At 37.6% G+C, this 21,266-nt stretch carries 16 protein-coding genes, 7 pseudogenes and 1 riboswitch; of the genes and pseudogenes, 17 read left to right on the top strand and 6 right to left on the bottom strand.

All coding sequences use genetic code 11. The annotated features are described in order from the left end of the window. The first annotated feature begins 11 nt into the window (after positions 1-11). The 5 genes and pseudogenes from SMA_RS05510 to SMA_RS11675 form a co-directional block, all read left to right on the top strand. Positions 12-830 carry a Cof-type HAD-IIB family hydrolase gene (locus SMA_RS05510; protein WP_014294625.1) on the top strand — a complete coding sequence of 273 codons (819 nt, stop codon included), beginning with the start codon at positions 12-14 and terminating at the stop codon, positions 828-830. Further along, entirely contained in the window at positions 827-994 is a 168-nt protein-coding gene (locus SMA_RS12060; protein WP_223246288.1) for an HAD hydrolase family protein, read from the top strand. The genes SMA_RS05510 and SMA_RS12060 overlap by 4 nt, the downstream gene beginning before the upstream one ends. 333 nt (positions 995-1,327) lie before the next feature. Next, a pseudogene (locus SMA_RS12055) lies at positions 1,328-1,639 on the top strand (HAD hydrolase family protein); the annotation flags it as partial. A gap of 11 nt (positions 1,640-1,650) precedes the next feature. Beyond that, positions 1,651-2,307: a GDSL-type esterase/lipase family protein gene (locus SMA_RS05500; protein WP_014294624.1), complete on the top strand. Its 657-nt coding sequence runs from the start codon at positions 1,651-1,653 to the stop codon at positions 2,305-2,307. A gap of 91 nt (positions 2,308-2,398) precedes the next feature. Continuing rightward, positions 2,399-2,582 (top strand): annotated as a pseudogene (locus SMA_RS11675) (family 1 glycosylhydrolase); the annotation flags it as partial. Between the two features lie 212 nt (positions 2,583-2,794). On the opposite strand, the gene SMA_RS05490 reads toward SMA_RS11675, so the two are convergent. The 3 genes from SMA_RS05490 to pdxR all read right to left on the bottom strand — a co-directional run bounded on the left by SMA_RS05490 (position 2,795) and on the right by pdxR (position 6,667). Further along, entirely contained in the window at positions 2,795-3,196 is a 402-nt protein-coding gene (locus SMA_RS05490) for a TetR-like C-terminal domain-containing protein (protein ID WP_318248483.1), read from the bottom strand. A gap of 243 nt (positions 3,197-3,439) precedes the next feature. Further along, entirely contained in the window at positions 3,440-4,768 is a 1,329-nt protein-coding gene (locus tag SMA_RS05485) for an alanine/glycine:cation symporter family protein (RefSeq protein ID WP_014294622.1), read from the bottom strand. Between the two features lie 126 nt (positions 4,769-4,894). After that, a riboswitch (glycine riboswitch) is annotated at positions 4,895-5,086 on the bottom strand. Between the two features lie 180 nt (positions 5,087-5,266). Continuing rightward, on the bottom strand, positions 5,267-6,667 hold the full coding sequence (gene pdxR / locus SMA_RS05480) for a MocR-like pyridoxine biosynthesis transcription factor PdxR (protein ID WP_044563045.1): 1,401 nt from the start codon (positions 6,665-6,667) through the stop codon (positions 5,267-5,269). Between the two features lie 104 nt (positions 6,668-6,771). Between pdxR and pdxS the strand changes: the two are divergent. The 3 genes and pseudogenes from pdxS to pcrA all read left to right on the top strand — a co-directional run bounded on the left by pdxS (position 6,772) and on the right by pcrA (position 10,687). Beyond that, positions 6,772-7,648: pseudogene (gene pdxS / locus SMA_RS05475) on the top strand (pyridoxal 5'-phosphate synthase lyase subunit PdxS). Positions 7,649-7,659: 11 nt separating this feature from the next. Further along, positions 7,660-8,232 (top strand): annotated as a pseudogene (gene pdxT / locus SMA_RS05470) (pyridoxal 5'-phosphate synthase glutaminase subunit PdxT). Between the two features lie 139 nt (positions 8,233-8,371). Beyond that, positions 8,372-10,687 carry a DNA helicase PcrA gene (gene pcrA, locus SMA_RS05465; protein WP_014294618.1) on the top strand — a complete coding sequence of 772 codons (2,316 nt, stop codon included), beginning with the start codon at positions 8,372-8,374 and terminating at the stop codon, positions 10,685-10,687. Positions 10,688-10,745: 58 nt separating this feature from the next. Here the strand turns inward: pcrA and SMA_RS05460 are convergent. Further along, a pseudogene (locus SMA_RS05460) lies at positions 10,746-12,009 on the bottom strand (MFS transporter). 44 nt (positions 12,010-12,053) lie between these two features. Between SMA_RS05460 and thiE the strand changes: the two are divergent. The 4 genes and pseudogenes from thiE to tpx form a co-directional block, all read left to right on the top strand. After that, positions 12,054-12,446, top strand: a pseudogene (gene thiE / locus SMA_RS05455) (thiamine phosphate synthase); the annotation flags it as partial. 153 nt (positions 12,447-12,599) lie between these two features. Beyond that, positions 12,600-13,880 carry an O-acetylhomoserine aminocarboxypropyltransferase/cysteine synthase family protein gene (locus tag SMA_RS05450; protein ID WP_014294615.1) on the top strand — a complete coding sequence of 427 codons (1,281 nt, stop codon included), beginning with the start codon at positions 12,600-12,602 and terminating at the stop codon, positions 13,878-13,880. Between the two features lie 196 nt (positions 13,881-14,076). Next, positions 14,077-14,847 carry a cyclase family protein gene (locus SMA_RS05445; RefSeq protein WP_014294614.1) on the top strand — a complete coding sequence of 257 codons (771 nt, stop codon included), beginning with the start codon at positions 14,077-14,079 and terminating at the stop codon, positions 14,845-14,847. 224 nt (positions 14,848-15,071) lie between these two features. After that, complete coding sequence (gene tpx, locus SMA_RS05440) at positions 15,072-15,563, top strand: thiol peroxidase (RefSeq protein ID WP_014294613.1); 492 nt, start codon at positions 15,072-15,074, stop codon at positions 15,561-15,563. Between the two features lie 60 nt (positions 15,564-15,623). Here the strand turns inward: tpx and SMA_RS05435 are convergent, their stop codons facing one another. Both SMA_RS05435 and SMA_RS05430 read right to left on the bottom strand, forming a co-directional pair. Continuing rightward, entirely contained in the window at positions 15,624-16,880 is a 1,257-nt protein-coding gene (locus tag SMA_RS05435; protein WP_014293928.1) for an ISL3 family transposase, read from the bottom strand. Positions 16,881-17,025: 145 nt separating this feature from the next. Further along, complete coding sequence (locus SMA_RS05430; RefSeq protein ID WP_014294612.1) at positions 17,026-17,574, bottom strand: TetR/AcrR family transcriptional regulator; 549 nt, start codon at positions 17,572-17,574, stop codon at positions 17,026-17,028. A 140-nt stretch (positions 17,575-17,714) separates the two neighbouring features. Between SMA_RS05430 and SMA_RS05425 the strand changes: the two are divergent. From SMA_RS05425 to SMA_RS05410, 5 genes and pseudogenes are all read left to right on the top strand, one after another. Next, positions 17,715-18,239, top strand: a pseudogene (locus SMA_RS05425) (ABC transporter ATP-binding protein); the annotation flags it as partial. Between the two features lie 2 nt (positions 18,240-18,241). Beyond that, the gene (locus SMA_RS12385) at positions 18,242-18,379 is read left to right on the top strand and encodes a hypothetical protein (RefSeq protein ID WP_372353450.1); all 138 of its coding nucleotides are present in this window, start codon (positions 18,242-18,244) and stop codon (positions 18,377-18,379) included. A gap of 178 nt (positions 18,380-18,557) precedes the next feature. After that, on the top strand, positions 18,558-19,154 hold the full coding sequence (locus SMA_RS05420; RefSeq protein WP_014294610.1) for a restriction endonuclease subunit S domain-containing protein: 597 nt from the start codon (positions 18,558-18,560) through the stop codon (positions 19,152-19,154). 79 nt (positions 19,155-19,233) lie between these two features. Continuing rightward, positions 19,234-20,748, top strand: a complete 1,515-nt coding sequence (locus tag SMA_RS05415) for a DUF2130 domain-containing protein (protein ID WP_014294609.1) — start codon at positions 19,234-19,236, stop codon at positions 20,746-20,748. Between the two features lie 51 nt (positions 20,749-20,799). Then, complete coding sequence (locus SMA_RS05410) at positions 20,800-21,231, top strand: GNAT family N-acetyltransferase (protein ID WP_039670845.1); 432 nt, start codon at positions 20,800-20,802, stop codon at positions 21,229-21,231. Positions 21,232-21,266: the final 35 nt, after the last annotated feature.

Raw genomic sequence — 21,266 nt, 5'->3', positions numbered from 1 at the left:
AGGAGAAGCTTATGACAATAAAAGTAATCGCAACAGATATGGATGGAACGTTTTTAACAGATGACAAAACCTATGATAAAGTACTTTTTAACCGTTTATTTGATAAATTTATGGCAGATGATATTAAATTTGTCGTGGCAAGCGGTAATCAATACCGTCAAATTATTCAACAATTTCCTGAACATAAACATCAAATGACGTTTGTGGCTGAAAATGGCGGTCACATTATTGAAAATGGCAGAACCTTGAAAGAAGCCTTTGAAACTGAAGAAGCGATTTCAGCTTTGGTGAATTATATTGAAAAGTATTATCCCGACACGGTGATTAATTTGGCGGGGAAAGACTCATCTTACCTTCCTGCAGCGACACCTAAGAAAGTGAAAGACTTGCTCAGTTATTATTTGCCTGTGTTAACTTACGTTGACAATCTTCACCCGATTCCAGATGACCATTTTTTCAAAGTAACTTTGCTAGTTCCTGACGATTTGACGTTCAAAGTTCGTGATGACATTAACACGCTTTTTGCTGATTACCAGCTAACGGCTACTTCTAGTGGTTTTGGCTGTATTGACGTGATTCCCTCACACGTTCACAAGGGAACAGGGCTTGATTTTCTACTTAATCATTGGGGCTATACTCCAGAAAATCTCATGGTATTTGGCGATGGTGGCAATGATATTGAAATGCTAACACTAGCAAAATACTCATTTGCAATGTCAAATGCTCCGCAAGAAATCAAGGCTGTTGCTAGCTACCAAGCACCGTCAAATCAAGAAAACGGTGTGTTACAAGTCTTGTCAAATCATTTTTTGAAAGGTATTGAGTTGTGATAAAATTAATTGCAAGTGATATGGATGGAACTTTCTTGAATCCTCAAGGAAGTTATGATAAAAGAAGATTCCAAGACCTTTTAAGGCAATTAACCGAAAGAAATATTCTTTTTGTTGTTGCAAGTGGTAATCGCATGGAACGATTAAGACAAATCTTTGCATAAGTCTCTGACAATATTGATTATGTCGCTGAAAATGGAGCTCTTGTTATTGACAAAGGAAATCTATTGGCGCGACAAACAATGCCTAACCACCTTGTTGATGCTGTTGTTGTATTTTTTTGCTGATAAATTGAAATCTTATCGAGTGATATTGCCGGGAGTTGAGGCTTCTTATGTACTTCAAGGGACTTCGCTTGAATTTGGCACAGCCGCTGTTTCACAAGATGAACTGCGACAATTTTTTCTAATCTTGTTTATTTAGAAGATCTTACAAAACGTCCTAAAGATCCTATTGTAAAAATTACTATGATGGTAGATTAAGATGATGTCGATGAGGTAACACAACAGTTTAATCAAGAGTTCCATGGAGATTTGCGGGCTGTGTCAAGTGGTTACGGAGCTGTTGATATCATTCAAAGTAGTGTTCACAAAGCATGGGGGTTACAAGTCCTGATGGCAAAATACAAAATTAGACCAGAAGAAGTTGCTGCTTTTGGTGATAGTGGAAATGATAAGGAACTCTTAAACTTGGCTAAGTATTCTTTTGCGATGGCAAATGCAACACAAAATATTAAAAATGTTGCAAGTTACCAAATTGCATCAAATGCTGAAGATGCAGTGCTGACAACGATTGAAAAAATACTTTAAGGAGAAATAAAATGACAGATTTTCAAGAACTTTATCATAAGGCTGATGTGCAAGAATATCGTCAGTATATTTTGGCTGACCAACAACATCAATTGTGGGAAAAATACGCTTCGCTCAATAAAACTGTTTCACATCCCAATATTGTGTTTGCAGGCGATTCCATCACAGAATATTTTCCGATTCATGAACTGCTGACATCGACTATGCCGCTGTATAACCGTGGTGTTCATGGTATTGATAGTTTACAGTTTCTAGAGCACCTTAGTAGTCAAATACTAGATTTAGCACCGAGCAAAGTTTTTCTATTGATTGGTGTCAATGATTTGAAAAAACGCACACCAGAAGAGGTTTACCAAACCATTCAGAGCATTATTACAAAGATTCAGCAACAGTTGCCAGAAACACAGATTTTCTTATTGTCTGTTTTTCCGATGAATGAATCGCCTGAATTTGTACGCACACCAAGCTTGCGAAATAATCAAAGTATTTCACTACTAAATGATAACCTTAGTCGATTAGCTGGCGATAAGGTATGTTGGTTTGACGTTCATTATTTACTTTGTGATGAAACTGGGCAACTCAAACGTGACTGGACAGTTGATGGGCTTCATTTGACAGTATCAGGTTATTGGGCGATTGCTGACGCTATTCAGCCATGTTTAGTGTGATAGTATCATTTTATAAAATGATAATGCAAGATTGCGCTTTCAAATAACAATATAATACTATTGTACTTAATTGAAAGAAGGGAAACGATAGATGACAAAAGCATTTCTAAAAAATTTCCTTTGGGGCGGGGCGATTGCTGTCAACTAAGCCGAAGGAGCTTATAATGAAGATGGTCGCGGACTTGTTGCGACTGATGTGACAACAGGCGGTAGTGCTAATGCGCCACGTTACATGACTTATATTGATAAAGACGGCAAGCCTGGCAAAGGAGCTCTAAACGTCAATCCAAAACTAGTTGGAAAATTAGTCTATTCCGTTGTTGCTGCGCTTGTTTTCGGTAATGGTTTTGCCCTGATTAGCTCAGGAAATTTTGTCATCGGATTCATTTTAAGTCTAGTTGGTCTGGTACTACTTATCGGCATTATTCCAGTTGTTGTCGGTTTGAATAATTAAAATAAATTAGCTGATGCAAGGTGCTCAGCTAATTTATTTGTCTTCATTTGGAATACAGGTTTGAATAATTTCTGAAATAAATGAAATATCATCAGAACAACCATTAGAAATCCAACCTCGGATAACTTGAGTAATACCTGCTAAAAAGAAGTTAGCCATATAAGTCATTTTGACTTTATTTGTAACACTATGCGCATAATAAAAGGGGGTGAAAACATGGCTCACTAACCGATCAAAGCGTTCTTTATGATGGAAATCTTGTTCGTGTTCGAGATAAATTTTATAAATACCTTGATGATCCTTCACAAATGTTAAATAGGAAATTAGGTAGGCGTCGTCTATAAAACGCGTCTCGTCTGTCATATTAAGATCAGCTTGATATTCTTCGAATTCAGTAACAAAAAGGGAAGTCAAGTAATCATAAGCATCTTCCAATAGTTTGTACTGAGTGTTGTAATAGTTATAGAAAGTGGAACGATTCACGGGTGCTTGCTGGCAAATCTTGCTAACAGTGATACGTTCAAATGTTTCATTATCCAGTAATAAAATAAGGGCTTGTTAAAGTTTGAGTTTTGCTGATTCATGTCTTACCATGGTACGCCTCTTTATCCACTTTTATTTTATCATAATGAGCTAATCCTAAAAAATCCTAAGCTTGTTGTAGCCTAGGATAATTTTTTATTTTTTGGCAAAATAATGTTTTGTTTCATGGATAATGACTGGTGAGAGAGCCAAGAGAGCAATCAAGTTTGGTAAAGCCATAAGTCCGTTTACAATATCAGCGATAACCCAAATCAATTCTAATTTTAAGAAACCACCGAGTGCTACCATGATGACAAAGATGCTACGATAAAGTTTGATGTGTTTTGTTCCGAAAAGGAATTCAAAGCAACGTTCACCATAATAAGACCAACCAAGAATTGTGGTAAAGGCAAACAATACAAGACAGAAAGTAAGAGCAATTGCGCCAGGTGTTCCAAAGATTGATGAAAATGCAGCCTGTGTTAACGGAGCACCTTCAAGACCAGAAACAGTCCATTTTCCAGTAACAATGATAGAAAGCCCAGTCAAAGTACAAATGATAATTGTATCAATGAACGTTCCTGTCATTGAAATAAGCCCTTGTTCAACAGGTTCTTCTGTTTTAGCGGCAGCAGCGGCGATTGGAGCAGAGCCAAGTCCAGATTCATTAGAGAAAACACCACGAGCAATCCCTTTTTGGATAGCGTCTTTAACAACTGCCCCAGCAAAACCACCGACAGCAGCTGTACCTGTAAAGGCACCAGAGAAAATTTCACCAAATGCTGGTAGGATTTGGTTAGCATGGCAGAAAATAACAGCAAGCGTAGCAATGATATAAATGATAGCCATGAAAGGCACGACTTTTTCGGCTACTTTTGAGATAGATTGAATACCGCCAAAAATGATGATAGCAACAAGAACTGCAATGACAACACTTATGATTTGTGGCGCCAAGCCAAAGGAATTTTCAAGCGATGATGTAATTGAGTTTACTTGTGAGAATGTCCCAATACCAAAGTAAGCAACCAAAACACCAGCAACTGCAAAGAAAACAGCTAAAGGTTTCCAACGTTTTCCCATACCATTGAGGATGTAATACATTGGACCACCAGAAATTTCACCATTATCATCTTTAGTACGGTATTTAATGGCAAGAACCCCTTCAGAATATTTTGTCGCCATTCCAAAGAAAGCAGCCATCCACATCCAAAAGAGTGCACCTGGTCCACCAGCTTTAATAGCTGTTGCCACCCCAACGATATTCCCTGTACCGATGGTAGCGGCAAGTGCAGTAGCCAAAGCAGCAAAACTTGAAATATCTCCCTGCCCTTTATCATCAGCAAAGATTAATTTAAAAGCTTTAGGTAATTTAATCACTTGAAGTAAGCCGAGGCGGACAGTTAAGTAAACACCAGTCCCAACGAGCAAGATTAAAAGCGGTGCTCCCCAGACAATATTATCAAGTAAAGTAAAAAAGTCTAACATAAAAAAATAGTCTCCCCATTTTAAATATAGCGCCAAAGATGCCAATAGAAAAAGAGCTATCTAAAAAGATAACTCCTGAAAAGTGATAAGAAGACTTAGCAAGCCTAATGCTCGCTTGTGAATCCATTCTTATCTTCTGTCCTTTTGCCTGAGAGTTTGAGTTGACAAAGGTCAACCTTGCCCCTTCGGCGCCTAATCTAGATAACCCAATTAGCAATCAGTAAGTAATACAAAGCCCTTAAAAACATTACTGACTCTAGTGGAAATTCTAGCTGTTATCAAATTGTTTGATAACAAGGTCTCTCCAGAAGTCCGTCCGTCACCCAGTCCTGTCTATGACACCTGAGAGCGTAACTCCTTCGGCGAAAGGCAAGCTTTCTTCTCCTGAATGACATCATTCGGTTTGCTATTTAATTCGTTTACTATCTTAAAGAAAAATCCGAACTTTGTCAATAGTATCTTTTGTAATGTTTGGGAAAAATGTTATTTTTGAAATAATTAAGGAATAATTTGCAAAAAAATATTAATAATCTTGTCGATGTCAGGTGAGGTGATATTGGCGTAATTAATGATAAAATCCTTGTCAGAATGGATGTTTTGGCAACGATAATAGCGTGATAATGGTGTCATCTGTAGCCCATGTTTTTTAGCCAATTGGCAAATTGTTTGTTCAGATCGGTCACTTTGAATATGCAAGATGAAATGCAAACCCGATTCTTGCTCATGAATGCTTATTCGTTTGTTTAGAGGACTTGTCATCAAACGATGAATCAGTTCATCACGTTTTTTCTGATAAAAGAGCCGCATACGATTTAAATGCTTTTCAAAATACCCCTCTTGAATAAAGTAAGCCAAGGTGTATTGTTCCAGATTAGAAACGGTATTGTTGTAAAAACTTAGCTTTTCTTCAAATGTATCTAATAATTGAGGTGGAAGTATCAAGTAACTTATTTGTAGTGTGGAAGCAAGGCTTTTGCTGAAAGTGTTGATATAGATGACTTTTCCTGAACTATCAATTTCTTGAAGACTCGGAATGGGCAAGCCTTGAAAACGAAATTCACTATCATAATCATCTTCAATAATATAGCGGTCGCCTTGACTTGCCCAACTAAGCAATTCGTAACGTTTACTAATAGAAAGAATGGCACCAGTTGGAAATTGATGAGAGGGCGACAAATGAACAATATCAGCTGTCGATTTTTTGAGTTGAGCAGTATCAAGTCCGTCATTTTCCATAGGAATATAGATAAGATTAATATTAAATTGTCGGTAGATTTCGGTGATTTTCGGATAACTTGGTTCTTCTAGGGCAACGGTTTTATCCAGCCCCAGAAGTTGAATCAAGAGCGTGTAGAGGTATTCAGTACCAGCTCCAATAATGATTTGCTTTGGGTCAACAGCCATTCCCCGATAATCATTTAAATGGTTGACAATAGCTTGCCGTAGAAGTGGCACACCTTTACTAGGAGAAGGTGTAACCAGCTCATTTTGACAATTATTGAGGACTTGGCGGACTAATTTTGACCAAGTGGCAAATGGAAATGTTTCAGAATTCGTCTGATTATTGCTAAGGTTTAAGGTCGGTTTTGTCTCACCTGGCATGCTTGTTGGAGTTGAAACTAACCTTACTGTCTTTTTAACTGGCGGACGATATGGCTTAATATTGGCAACGAAAAAGCCTTTTTTAGTTTGACTGTAAATGTAGCCTTCAGCTTTTAATTGTTGGTAGCTGGTTTCAACGGTGACAATGGAAATGCCCAGATGTTTAGCCAAACTACGCTTAGAAGGTAATTTATCATTTGCTTTCAATGTACCATTTGTAATATCTATTTTAATAGCGCGGTAAAGTTGTTCGTAAAGCGGAATTTTTCCGTGATTATCCAAAGTGTAAGTAAGAATAAATCACCAATATGACCTTGTAAAAAAGTTTTAAAATGGCACTTGATACCATGTCAGTTTTTATTATAATGAAAATCAATTAAAAAGTAAATGAGGTATTTCTTATGACAAATCAACGTTATCAACTCAACAAACAATTGGCTTAAACGCTTAAAAGTGGGGGTTATTATGGATGTGACAACACCAGAACAAGCTAAAATCGCTGAAGCTGCTGGTGCTTGTGCCGTTATGGCACTTGAAAGAATTTCAGCTGATATTCGAGCCGTAGGCGGTGTTTCTCGCATGAGTGACCCCAAAATGATTAAAGAAATTCAAGAAGCGGTTTCTATTCCAGTCATGGCAAAAGTTCGCATTGGGCATTTTGTGGAATCTCAGATTTTAGAAGCTATTGAGATTGATTACATTGATGAAAGTGAGGTGCTTTCACCAGCAGATGACCGTTATCATATTGATAAAACAAGCTTAGAGGTGCCTTTTGTTTGTGGTGCTAAAAATCTTGGGGAAGCCTTACGCCGTATTTTTGAAGGCGCTAGTATGATTCGTTCAAAAGGTGAACCTGGTACAGGCGATGTCATTCAAGCCGTTCGTCATTTGCGCCGAATGAATCAAGAAATTGCTCTCCTTCAATCACTTCGTGATGACGAATTGTACTGTGCCGCAAAAGAGCTTCAAGTGCCATATGAATTAGTCAAAGAAGTGCACGAAACTGGAAAATTGCCAGTTGTTTTATTTGCCACAGGTGGTGTGGCGACGCCAGCAGATGCAGCGCTAATGATGCATTTGGGAGCAGAAGGTGTCTTTGTTGGTTCTGGCATTTTCAAATCAGGTGACCCAGAAAAACGTGCGCGTGCGATTGTACAAGCTGTGACAAATTACCAAGATAAAGCATTGCTTGCTAAATTATCAGAAAATTTGGGCGAAGCCATGGTTGGGATTAATGAAGATGAAATTAAACTTCTTATGGCTGAACGTGGGATTTAAGGGAGAGATATATGGTTTTAATTGGTATATTAGCTTTGCAAGGTGATTTTGAAGAGCATTATCAAAAGGTGCGTGCTTTGGGAGGGCAGGCGATTGAAATTAGACAAAGAGAGGATTTACAAGCTCCCTTAGACGGCATTATTTTACCTGGTGGCGAGTCAACTGTTCAGGGAAAATTATTGCGTGATTTGAAGTTGCTTAAACCATTGCAAGACAAAATAGCAGCAGGTTTACCAATTTTTGCAACCTGCGCAGGTTTGATTTTATTAGCAGAGAAAATTGAAAATCAACAAGAAAATTACCTTGCGACATTGCCAGTGACAGTTAGACGGAACGCTTACGGCAGACAATTAGGCAGTTTCTACATAGAGCTTGATTTTTTAGACTTGGGTCAACTGCCAGTAACCCTCGTTCACGCGCCTTATATCAGCAAGGTCAGTAAAGGGGTGGACATTTTGGCTGAAAAAGACGGAAAAATTGTTGCGGTTCGCTATTAAAACCAATTGGGACTTGCTTTTCACCCAGAGGTCGATAGCGATGACAGTATTCATGCTTATTTCCTAAAAATTTGCCAAACAAAGTGAAAGCAGCCAACACTATTTTCCAAAAAATGGTACAATAGATAAGCATTATCTTTATATGACTAATTAATCTAGAGAGGAATAAAACTCGGATAATTTGCTTATTTATTTAGCGAAATAGTGACATCCGTGGTATTTTACGATGAATCCTTTATTAAATGGTATGAATGACAAGCAGGCAGAGGCTGTTAAGACAACGGAAGGTCCGCTTTTAATCATGGCGGGAGCTGGTTCTGGTAAGACACGTGTTTTAACGCATCGTATTGCTTACTTAATTGATGAAAAATTTGTAAATCCTTGGAATATCCTTGCGATTACTTTTACAAATAAAGCGGCGCGTGAAATGCGTGAACGTGCTATGGCGTTAAATCCTGCGACGGCTGATACGTTGATCGCAACTTTCCATAGCATGTGTGTGCGAATTTTGCGTCGTGATGCTGACCACATTGGCTATAATCGCAATTTTACGATTGTTGACCCAGGTGAGCAGCGCACGCTCATGAAACGTATTTTAAAAAATCTGAATCTCGACCCTAAGAAATGGAATGAACGTGCGATTCTTGGGACAATTTCAAATGCCAAAAATGATTTGCTTGATGAGGTAGCTTATGAAAATCAAGCAGGTGACATGTACATGCAAATTGTTGCCAAATGTTATAAGGCTTATCAAGAAGAATTGCGCCGCAGCGAAGCAATGGATTTTGATGACCTTATCATGTTAACGCTTCGTTTGTTTGACCAAAATCCTGATGTTTTGGCTTATTACCAACAACGTTACCAATACATTCATGTAGATGAGTATCAAGATACTAACCATGCGCAATATCAATTGGTGAAACTTTTGGCGTCTCATTTTAAGAATATCTGTGTTGTTGGTGATGCTGACCAATCCATTTATGGTTGGCGTGGTGCAGATATGCAAAATATCCTTGATTTTGAAAAGGATTATCCAGAAGCAAAAGTTGTTCTATTGGAAGAAAATTATCGTTCAACCAAGAAAATCTTGCAAGCAGCAAACGCGGTGATTAATAATAATCGCAATCGTCGTCCGAAAAAATTGTGGACGCAAAATACTGACGGTGAGCAGATTGTCTATTACCGTGCACGTGATGAACGTGAAGAAGCAGTCTTTGTCGCTTCTACGATTGACAATATTGTCCGCGAAGAAGGCAAGAACTTCAAAGATTTTGCAGTTCTATACCGTACCAATGCGCAATCACGTACCATTGAAGAAGCTTTGTTAAAATCAAACATTCCTTATACAATGGTTGGTGGAACAAAATTTTACAGCCGTAAGGAAATTCGTGATGTGATTTCATACCTCAATGTGATTGCAAATACTGCGGATAATATCAGTTATGAACGTATCGTCAACGAACCAAAACGTGGCGTTGGTCCTGGTACCCTTGAAAAAATTCGTGATTTTGCCAATATGCAAAACATGAGTTTGTTAGATGCGTCTGCTAATATCATGCTTTCTGGCGTAAAAGGAAAAGCAGCACAAGCGGTTTGGGATTTGGCGAATCTGCTCATGAAACTTCGTGATGACTTAGACCAGATGACTGTTACAGAATTGGTTGAAGCTGTTCTTGACAAAACTGGTTACCTTGATGCCCTTCGTGTGCAAAATACCCTTGAAAGCCAAGCGCGTATTGAAAATATCGAAGAATTCTTGACTGTAACTAAGAATTTTGATGATAATCAAGAAGATGCCCCAGAAGATGAATCTGGTATTGACAAACTAAGTCGTTTCTTAAATGATTTGGCTTTGATTGCTGATACTGATGATGGTGATACGGAAACTGCAGAAGTGACCTTGATGACTTTGCACGCTGCCAAGGGATTGGAATTTCCAATTGTTTTCTTGATTGGTATGGAAGAAGGCGTCTTTCCACTTTCTCGTGCCGCCGAGGACCAAGATGAATTAGAAGAAGAACGCCGTTTGGCTTACGTTGGGATTACACGTGCAGAACAATTGCTTTTTGTAACCAATGCTAACACACGTACTTTGTTTGGTAAGACAGGCTATAACCGTCCGTCACGTTTTATTCGTGAAATTGATGACGAATTATTGCAATACCAAGGTTTAGCGCGTCCAGCTAATTCATCATTTGGTGTTCGATATAGCAATAGTAGTGATGAGCAATTGACTTTCGGACAAGGCATGAGCTTACAGCAAGCTCTTCAAGCACGTAAAGCAAAAGTTCAACCAACATCAAGCCGTGGAGCGCAGCCATTTTCAAAAGCTGGCAAAGCTGTTCCAGTTGGTCAATCAGCTAGTGCTTCAAAAGAAGCGGTCGATTGGCAAATTGGTGACATTGCTCACCATAAAAAATGGGGTGACGGTACCGTTCTAGCCGTTACAGGAAGCGGAAAAACACAAGAACTTAAAATCAATTTTCCAGAAGTTGGTCTCAAAAAACTACTAGCCAGCGTCGCACCGATTGAGAAGAAATAAACAAGTATAAATCAAAAGGAATCTGAGACAAAACTCAGGTTCCTTTTAAGCAAGATTTTTAATCAGTATTAATTGTTTTGCTTGGTGTTGAGAATCTAAAGATAATGACTGCTACAATAAGAAAGGTAAGCCAAGTGAATGTGATATTCCACAAAGATAAGCTGCTAAATAAAACGGTTCCGACAGGAAGTGACGAGGTGAATAAAAAAGACAAGAAATTATTCGTCTGTGCTAAGGTATTAGCAGGAAGTTTGCTTAGTAATAGAGAATTAATTTTAGGATTGACTTTTCCCACCAGATAACTCGCGAATGCTAGTATCAGCACACCGAAAATTAACGGTAGGTGAATGAGGTTAGACAGACCAACGAGAAAAAAATAACGGCATTAATTTTTAGCAACTCCCTAACTGATTTTTTAGAAAAGTAATCGTGTGGCGTTAAACTTCCTATCAGAATACCAACAACTAAGATAAACTCAATAAGAAGTAGCGCTTGGCTGTAAGAAAGGTGACCAATTTTGGCAGTCAGTAGCCAAATATTATGAATGCATTAAGTGAGCCACCAAGCATATTTAAGCAAAGAATTGACAGAAGCAGCCGACTAAAATCTGCTATACTAGCTTCATTGAAAATCAGCATCACATTATGGTATAAAGCTGAAAATTGCTCTTATAATAACTGTTTTTTTCCATTGGGCAAGACATCATAATTGGCGTTATCTTTGATGAGTAATGCCACTAGTACTGATAGTAAAAACGATAGCGCATTGATGAGTGTGACAAGTGAAAAGTTCTGCTTAGAAACCGTTAACAACCAGATACCCAAGGCTTGTCTAAAAAAACTACAGATATAAGAGATGAATTGTGTAAAGGAATAGGCTTCAATTAAATCTTCTTGGCGAACGTATTTCTCAATAATGGGCATCCACAGACCATTTGAAAAGTCACTTAGCATATCACTAAGAATGTTAAAGAGACAAATAAAAGAAAAAGCAAGCAAACTAGGCTCATTGATTATGAAAGCTAAGAATGTAAAAATAATTGCTTGAACGAAACCTGTGATAACAATCCATTTCTTTTTAGCTTGGTTTTGGTCAGCTTTTATTCCAATCCAAATGGTAAAGAGTGTCGGAACGACCATTGTCACATTAGCAATACTCATCATAATTTTCGAATGAAAAACGGTAGCAGCATAGATGACAAAAACAATATTGTACAAGGAGGAGCCGATAGTATTTAGAAAACGAGAAACGGTCAAAAGGTGGTAAATTTTATTTTTAAAAATAATCTCATGATTTTGTCTCCTTAATTGCTTTTGAAACATTATAATATGATTATCTTTTAAGGAAATAAAATATTGAATATATTCAGATACCTTTGATTATCAATGATGATGTGGATTTAGCACTAGAACTTGATGCGGACGGCATTCACTTAGGGCAAGATGATTTGCCGATTACCAAAGCGCGCCAGCTTTTTCCAAATAAAATCATCGACCTGTCTGTTGGCTTGATCATAGAATACCAACGATCGGCTGTTGAATTAGTTGATTATATTGGCGTAGGACCGATTTTTTCAACCTCATCTAAAAATGGTGCAGGTGAGGTGATTGGCTTAAAAGGTTTAAATAACGTTAGAGATTATGATAAAGAAATCCCAATCGTGGCGATAGGAGGTATTACTTTTGGAGATGTGGCAGCCATAAAACAAACTGGTGCAGACGGTGTGGCGGTTATATCTGCCATTGCACAGTCCAAATAAGTAGAAATTGACACTCAAAGACTTAGCAGTTTCTTTGACTAGGAGGGGCATAGTTTAAAACTATAGCTAGTCTTTTTTAATAAATATTAGTCAAGATTAATAAAAGAGTGTAAAATGTATGTACATCTTAAAAAGTTTAGATTGGAGTTGCCTATGACACGAAAATACAATTTTGAAACGTTACAATTACACGCTGGTCAAACTGTTGACCCAACAACGAAATCACGTGCCGTTCCGATTTATCAAACAACATCTTATGTTTTTGAAGATGCTCAAGAAGCTGAATATTTATTTGGCTTGAAAAAAACAGGGAATATTTATTCACGTATTGGGAATCCAACTGTGGCTGTTTTTGAAGATCGTCTTGCAGCTTTGGAAGATGGAGTTGGCGCTCTTGCGACTGCATCTGGTATGGCAGCAATCACTTATACTGTCCTTGGTTTAGCACATGCAGGTGACCATGTCGTTGCAGCAACAACGCTTTATGGTGGAACATTCAATCTTCTAAAAGAAACATTGCCTCGTTATGGTATCACAACAACGTTTGTTGATGTTGATAATTTGGAAGAAGTCGAAGCAGCTATTCAAGACAATACAAAATTGGTCTTTATCGAAACACTTGGTAATCCTTTGATTAATATTCCAGATATTGAAAAAGTGGCAGATATTGCCCATGCACATAAGATTCCTCTTGTGGCGGATAATACTTTTGGCACTCCATATCTTATTAATGTCTTTTCACATGGGGTAGATATTTCAGTTCATTCGGCAACTAAATTTATCGGTGGACATGGGACAACCATTGCTGGTGTTATTGTTGACTCTGGTAAATTTGACTGGGAAGCTTCAGGAAAATTCCCTCAATTTGTAGACGAGGACCCTTCTTATCACAATATCAGCTACACACGTGGCATCGGTGCGGCAGCTTTCATTACAGCATTACGTGTGCAAATTTTGCGTGATACTGGTGCAGCTCTATCTCCATTCAATGCTTTCTTGCTCTTACAAGGACTTGAAACGTTGTCATTGCGCATCGAACGCCATGTTGAAAATACGAAGAAAATTGTTGATTTCCTAGAAAATCATCCAAAAGTTGAAAAAGTGAATTATCCAAGTTTGCTATCAAGTCCGTATTATGCGTTGGCACAAAAATATCTGCCAAAAGGAGCAGGCTCGATTTTCACTTTCCACGTAAAAGGTGGTCAAGACGAAGCACGCCAAGTTATTGATCATTTGGAAATTTTCTCTGATTTAGCCAATGTAGCAGATGCAAAATCTCTTGTTGTCCACCCAGCGACAACAACACACCAACAATTGTCTGAAGAAGATTTGTTAGCTTGCGGTGTCACACGTAACCAGATCCGTATTTCTGTTGGACTTGAAAATGCTGACGATTTGATTGAAGACTTACGTTTAGCATTGGAAACAATCTAAAATAGCTATTCATTCTATCTATGGGTAAAAGTATCCAACCTGTTTAACGCAGGTTGGTTTTCTCTTAATCTCAAAACTATAATTGATAGTTATAGCTGTTTATAAAATATTAGTATGCCTAAATCCCTTGTTTTTAGGGGCAGTAAGTTATATACTGTATAAACAATTTTTATTAAGCACTAAGGAGGCATTGTATATGGTGAGTTTTAATGAAGTTCTGTCAGCTGTGAAATCAGCAAAATTAGTTAATTTATCGCATCAGATTGATGAAAATAGTCCACATTTTCCATTGTTACCCAATCTTAAGAAAAAAGATGTTTTTACGTTGAAGGACGGCTTTCATGTTCAGGAATTTTCCGTCGTTGGACAGTACGGAACGCACATTGATGCTCCAATTCATTTTGTCGCTGGGGGAAAGTGGTTAGATGAGATTCCGCTAGAAGATTTACTTTTGCCGCTTTATGTTATCGATAAATCAGACGCTGTCGCTGCTAATCCGAATTATGAATTGACAAAGCAGGATATTTTAACATTTGAAAAGTATCATGGGAAAATTCAGCCTGAAAGTTTTGTTGCCTTTCGTAGTGATTGGTCAAAACGTTGGCCATCTCAAGAGGCCTTAACTAACTTGGATGAGAATGGGGTGCAGCAAACACCAGGCTGGTCAAGAGAAGCGCTTGAATTTCTTATTCATGAACGTCATGTAAAAGCAATTGGGCATGAAACATTTGACACGGATAGCGGTCAAGCTGTTGCCAATGCCGGCGGAAAGCTCCAACAAGAATATTATGTGTTAGAACAAGGCATATATCAAGTTGAGGTCTTGGCTAACTTGGATAAGTTACCACCAACGGGTGCTCTCATTTCAATTGCTTATCCGAATTGGAAAGAAGCGACGGGTTCACCAGTCCGAGCAATTGCTTATGTTTTTGAAAATAATGTTACTGAAAATAATGTTACTGACTAAACTTGTGTTTTGAAACCATGTGATATGCGCCAAGATGATTAAATTCAACGGCAGGTTTAGAGAGAATTACAGGTCTTACAATTTCCAAACAAATTGTTCGTTAAAAATAGTAAAATTGGTTACAATAGGGAAAACAATGAATTGTGGGTTGACCTTTGGCAAGATAGTATTTTCTATTTATTGAGCCATGGCAAACTGCTCCTTTTCTAATGGAGGATTTACTTATGACAACATTTCTTGGAAAGCCTGTAACCTTAGTCGGGCAACAATTGCAAATTGGGGAAACAGCACCAGATTTCACCCTAACAACAACTGACTTGGCACAAAAAAGCTTATCAGATTTTGCTGGTAAGAAGAAAGTTATCAGCGTTATTCCGTCAATTGATACAGGAATCTGTTCGACACAAACTCGGACATTTAACAAAGAATTATCAGATATGGAAGATACTGTTGTTATTACTGTTTCAGTCGATTTGCCATTTGCGCAAGCACGTTGGTGTGGCGTAGAAGGCTTGGAGCACGCGGTGATGATGTCCGACTACTATGACAATACATTCGGAAAAACCTATGGGCTTTTGATGCAAGAATGGCATCTGTTAGCGCGTGCTGTACTGGTTTTAGATGAGAATAATAAGCTTGTTTACGCTGAATATCTTGAAAACGTCAATTCCGAACCAAACTATCAAGCCGCCATTGAAGCTGTAAAAGCATTATAAATGTCAAAAACTCACTTAAATAATTAAGACTCATTGTCAACTGTAGTGGGTGACTTATAGCTAAGCACGAGAGGAGACGAAATGCGTCTTCTCTTTTTGCATGTTTAAAGCGATAAAGATACGTTTTTTAAAGTTGTCAAAGTTCCTGAATCCAAAGGCATTACGCTTGATGTCTTTGATGAGTTTGTTGGTTGCCTCCAGTTTGGCGTTAGAATAAGGAAGCTCAATAGCGTTTATGACGTGTTGCTTGTGGTGAAGGATAGTTCTCAGAGCTGTTTTAAAGGTTTGATTGAGATGTGGTAAGGCTTCTTCAATCAAGTCAAAGAAGTAGTCAGCGTTTTTCTCTTGCAGGTGGAACAGTAGGAGCTGGTAGAGGTCATAATACCCTTTCAACTCAGGGACAAGGTGGAATATCTCGGTCAAACATTCTTTTGGTGTGAGCGTTTCTCCAAAAGTCCTTGAACGAAAGCTGTTTAGAGAGAGTTTACGACTGTCTTTCAGCACGGATTTCCAGTAGTATTTGAGGGCACGATATTCTAAAGATTTCTTGTCGAACTGTTTCATAAGTTGAATACGTGTGTGATTAAGAGCACGGCTCATGTGTTGAACAATGTGGAAACGGTCAATAACAATCTTAGCTTTGGGAAAGAGCTTAGGAATCATCGGGATGTAGCTGCCAGACATATCAACGGTAACGACTTTCACGCTGTTCCTAGCCTCTTTAGAATACCTGAAGAAATGATTGCGAATGGTTGTTTGTGTCCGATTCTCAAGGATGGTGATGATTTTCTTGGTCTCAAAATCCTGTGCAATGAAGGCAAGCTTTCCTTTTTGATACGAAAACTCATCGATGGAGAGGATTTCAGGCAGACGAGAGAAGTCCTCTTTGAAAGTGAATTCCCTGAGTTTTCGGTGTACGGTAGAGGTTGAAATCGCTAAATCCTGAGCAATGTGTGTTAAGGCTTGACGATTGACCAAGGCTTGCGCGACCTTCTGTCTGAGAGGTTCAGAGATTTGACAGTTTTTCTGTACCAAGCTGGTTTCAGAGACGGTTACCTTACGACAATTCTTGCATTGAAAACGCCGTTTCTTGAGCCTAATAAGACTGGGGAAGCCAGCCACCTCAAGAAATGGTATTTTCGATGGCTTTTGGAAGTCATATTTTATCTGTTTTCCCTGACAGTGATTACAGTTTCCAGGAGCGTAGTCCAGTGTAGCTATCATCTCAATGTGTGTCTTGTGTTTCAAAACTTTGTTCAACGTGATATTTTTGTCTTTAATTCCAATCAATTGTGTAGTATGATAGAGTTGTTCCATATGATGCTTTCTAATGTGAGTTTGGTCGCTTTTCATTATAAGTCATATGGGACTTTTTGTGTATATTCAAAAAGCCCTATAATTCCACAGTGGAGTTACCCACTACAGAAATTATAGAGCTATAATTAAGTGAGTTTTCATGTTTTCAAATCATTTTTTCTAGTGCGGCGACTTTTAGGATAGTGTCTGTGATTTCTTCGGTACTTTCTTTGCCACCATTGGCTACCCAGAGCGAAATGATACTTTCAATGCTTGACAAATATACTTCCAAGGCATACTGGTAGGGAATGTCGTAGTAGGCAGTGATTGTCTCCTTGAATTCAGGAACAGTCAGAAGAAATTCATAGACAAAGTCCTTGATTGTTTTTGGAAAATCAACATAAGCTGATTTTGAAATGGCGTAGATAAATTCAAAATTTTCTTTAACATAGGTTAATGTTCTAAAAAGAACTGCACGTGTGTCGGTATAAATGCTTTCATCACTTAAAATATGAAATAAATCATCCAGAGTATCATTTTTGAACTGGTCTGCCATATCGTATTTATCAACATAGTGCAGGTAAAATGTTCCGCGGTTTATTCCCGCGGTTCGTGTCAAATCAGACACTGTGGCCTCTTCAAAATTCTTCTCCAACAGCAATTTCGCAAGGGCTTGCTTGAGGTAATTTTCAGTTTCAGTATGACGTTTTTTCATAATGAGTAAAATCTTTTATTAATTTCTTAAATGAACAGAATGTCTATTTTTGTCCTTGTTTATTCTTCGTGCAAATTATATAATAAACCTCGAATTAAATCAACATGTTGTTCAAATAAGACTTTGAAGGGGGTGATTGTATGGCTTACATTGAAATGAAGCATTCTTATAAACGTTATCAAACTGGTGATACAGAGATTATTGCTAATAATGATATTAATTTTGCGATTGAAAAAGGTGAATTGGTTATTATTTTAGGGTCGTCTGGTGCAGGAAAATCAACTGTCCTTAATATCTTGGGCGGCATGGACAATAACGACGAGGGACAAGTGATTATTGATGGTGTTGATATTGCTAATTATAGTCAAAAGGAGTTGACAACCTATCGTCGAAATGATGTTGGTTTTGTTTTTCAATTTTACAATTTAGTTCCGAATTTAACCGCCAAAGAAAATGTTGAATTGGCTTCGGAAATCGTTGCAGATGCTAGAGATGCTGTGCAAACCTTGATTGATGTCGGGCTAGGAAAACGTCTGAATAATTTCCCTGCACAGCTGTCTGGTGGTGAACAACAACGTAACAACGTGTTCTTATTGGAAATGCTTTGCTATCGGATAAGAAAATTTTCATCTTTGATGAGCCAGCAAGCGGTCTTGATTACGAGCATATGTTAGCTGTTGGGAAACTTTTGCAAGAGTTAAAAGCAGCAGGAAAAATCGTTCTTGTTATCACACACGATAAAGAATTAGTCACGACTGTTTGTGATTATCAACTAGATTTTGAAAAATATATTTCGGATGAATAAGATAGTGGCAAATAAAGTCACTAACAGAGACTTGAAGTAATGGTTTTGTAGAAAAAGATTCCTCTGCAAGCTTTAATTTCTTGTTGTTATCTAATAAAAAAACGGTCTATCCCTAGACCATTTTACTTGTCAAAAAATAGTTTTAGTATTATAATACTAAAATGTAAAGGAGATAGCTATGAACGAACTTGTTGAAAATTACAAATCAAATAAGATTGCTAAGATTCCTTTAAAGGAGATTACAGAATATTTTAAAGGTAAGGCAGTTTCCAAATTAGGAGATAGTGGCAATATTTCTGTGATTAATTTAAGTGACATGGACGATACGGGAATTGATTATGCACACTTAAAGAAAATTGATTGTGATGAAAAAAGTGTCTCACGTTATCTGTTACAAGAAGGAGATGTGTTAATCGCTTCTAAAGGTACAGTGAAAAAAATTGCTGTTTTTGCTGAACAAGACGGACCAGTAATTGCTTCGGCTAACATTACTGTTTTACGTCCTACCAGCGATATTTCAGGCGGTTATATCAGACTGTTTTTGGCATCTGATTTAGGACAAGCACTACTAGATGAGACAAATACTGGTAAGGATGTGATGAATTTAAATACTCAAAAAATCATTAGTATTGAAATACCAAAGATTCCTTCGATTCGCCAAGCTTATTTAATTCAAGTATACGAACAAGGTTTGAAAGACTATAAACGTAAACTAACCAGAGCAAAACAAGAATGGCAACGTATTCGTAGCGAGGTTAAAAAAAACTTATTTTAATATAGGTATAAGTAAAAGAAGCTAATTGAGCTTCTTTTTTGCTATAATAGTAATATTAGAAAATTCAAGTGAGGAATTTATGAATAATATTAAATGCCCGCATTGCGGAACTGTTTTTACAATCAATGAGACAGAGTATAGTCAGCTTTTAGCACAAGTCCGTAGCAATGAATTTGACAAAGAAATCCACGACCGTCTTGAAAAAGAAAAGGCTTTGCTAGAAGAAAAATCAAAAAATGATTTACAAACGCAAGCTAGCGCTAAAGATAAAGAAATCAGCGAGCTAACCACGCAGCTAGAACAGCTAAAACAGACACTAGCCTTAGAAAACCAACGCCTTTTAAGTCAAAAAGAGCAAGAAATCGCTGAGTTGAAAGTACAATTGGAAAACTTAACTTCCATAAAAGACCTTGAATTGACACAAGCGTTGACCGAAAAAGATAAGGAATTGTCAGATTTAACTGCTCAAATCGAGCAGTTAAAACAATCTTTCACCTTAGAAAATCAGCAAGCGCTTAGTAAAAAAGAAACAGAAATCACAGAACTTAAAGCACAATTAGAAAATTTATCTTCCGTAAAAGAACTAGAACTAAGTCAAGCGTTATCTAAGAAAGATAAGGAATTGGTTGAGGTTCAAAATCAATTGGAACGTTTATCGCTTGAAAACAAAAACAGTCTAGTTGAAGCCGTTGCGGCTGTTGAAAAAGAACGTGATGATGCCAAATCAAAACTAGCTCTTCAAGAAAAAGAGGCAGAATTATCTTTAGCTTCTGTCAAGAGTGACTATGAAGCGCAACTAAAAGCGGCTAACGAGCAGGTGGAATTTTACAAAAATTTCAAAGCGCAACAATCTACAAAAGCTATAGGAGAAAGTTTAGAAGTCTATGCTGAAACGGAGTTTAACAAGGTTCGCGCTTACGCTTTTCCAAATGCCACTTTCGTTAAAGACAATGAAGTATCAAGTCGTGGTTCAAAAGGGGATTTCATTTATCGTGAAACGGACGAAAATGGTATTGAAATACTATCCATCATGTTTGAGATGAAAAATGAAGCTGATGAAACAAAAACGAAGCACAAAAATAGAGATTTCTATAAAGAATTAGACAAAGACCGTCGCGAGAAAAACTGTGAGTATGCCGTTTTAGTAACCATGCTAGAAGCAGACAATGATTACTTCAATACTGGTATTGTTGACGTTAGTCATGAGTATGAAAAAATGTACGTTGTCCGTCCGCAACTATTCATTCAGTTGATTGGTATTTTGCGAAATGCTGCGCTCAACTCACTCAAATACAAGCAAGAGTTAGCTTTGGTACGTGAACAAAATATTGACATCACACACTTTGAAGATGACCTTGAAACCTTCAAAAACGCTTTTGCTAAGAACTATACTTCAGCAAGTAACAACTTCAAAAAAGCCATTGATGAAATTGATAAATCAATCCGCCGTATGGAAGAAGTCAAGCGTTTCTTGACAACTAGTGAAAATCAGCTCCGCCTTGCTAACAATAAATTAGACGATGTTTCCGTTAAAAAATTAACACGAAAAAATCCAACCATGCGTGCCAAATTTGAAGCGTTAAAAGAAGAATAGTACCTTTCAATGTGGTGTTGTTTCTTTTCCTAAAATGTGTGAGGACTGAAAATAATTATTAGACCTGCTCAACTATTAGATATTGAAAAATTATCCCCTCTTTATGCTGAACTTGGCCATCCTGTCAAGGAAGCTGAATTGGTTAGACGATTAAAAACAGTTCTTTCTCATCCTGATTACCATCTTTTAGTCGCGGTTGGTGACAATGAAATCATTGGGATGATTGGTTATGCTAAAATGTTATTTTTTGAAAATGAAGGTGCCTACTATCATATTCTTATTCTGGCAGTATTACAAAACTATCGCCGTAACGGTGTTGCGACAGCCTTGCTAGATGCTGTCAAAAATTGTGCACTATCTGAAAATATTCACGCTTTAGCGCTAAATAGTGGGGATACTTTAGAACGACAAATAGCTCATCGTTTTTATGAAAATTATGGTTTCAAGGAAGCTAGTTGTGCTTATTCTCTCTATCTAAAATGATGTTAATTGTTAATAGTTTCAAAATCATTGTCACT

The organism is Streptococcus macedonicus ACA-DC 198 (assembly GCA_000283635.1).
Lineage (GTDB): Bacteria > Bacillota > Bacilli > Lactobacillales > Streptococcaceae > Streptococcus > Streptococcus macedonicus.
Note: the sequence above shows the minus strand (reverse complement) of the source record. Positions and strands in the feature narration are given on the sequence as shown.

Excerpts from the sequence above, each read along its gene's own strand:
- SMA_RS05500 (WP_014294624.1), top strand. The coding sequence starts at position 1,651 with ATGACAGATTTTCAAGAACTTTATCATAAGGCTGATGTGCAAGAATAT.
- SMA_RS05510 (WP_014294625.1), top strand. The coding sequence starts at position 12 with ATGACAATAAAAGTAATCGCAACAGATATGGATGGAACGTTTTTAACA.
- SMA_RS05445 (WP_014294614.1), top strand. The coding sequence starts at position 14,077 with ATGGTGAGTTTTAATGAAGTTCTGTCAGCTGTGAAATCAGCAAAATTA.
- SMA_RS05415 (WP_014294609.1), top strand. The coding sequence starts at position 19,234 with ATGAATAATATTAAATGCCCGCATTGCGGAACTGTTTTTACAATCAAT.
- SMA_RS05435 (WP_014293928.1), bottom strand. The coding sequence starts at position 16,880 with ATGGAACAACTCTATCATACTACACAATTGATTGGAATTAAAGACAAA.
- tpx (WP_014294613.1), top strand. The coding sequence starts at position 15,072 with ATGACAACATTTCTTGGAAAGCCTGTAACCTTAGTCGGGCAACAATTG.
- SMA_RS05430 (WP_014294612.1), bottom strand. The coding sequence starts at position 17,574 with ATGAAAAAACGTCATACTGAAACTGAAAATTACCTCAAGCAAGCCCTT.
- SMA_RS05485 (WP_014294622.1), bottom strand. The coding sequence starts at position 4,768 with ATGTTAGACTTTTTTACTTTACTTGATAATATTGTCTGGGGAGCACCG.
- SMA_RS05450 (WP_014294615.1), top strand. The coding sequence starts at position 12,600 with ATGACACGAAAATACAATTTTGAAACGTTACAATTACACGCTGGTCAA.
- SMA_RS12385 (WP_372353450.1), top strand. The coding sequence starts at position 18,242 with ATGTTAGCTGTTGGGAAACTTTTGCAAGAGTTAAAAGCAGCAGGAAAA.
- SMA_RS05420 (WP_014294610.1), top strand. The coding sequence starts at position 18,558 with ATGAACGAACTTGTTGAAAATTACAAATCAAATAAGATTGCTAAGATT.
- pcrA (WP_014294618.1), top strand. The coding sequence starts at position 8,372 with ATGAATCCTTTATTAAATGGTATGAATGACAAGCAGGCAGAGGCTGTT.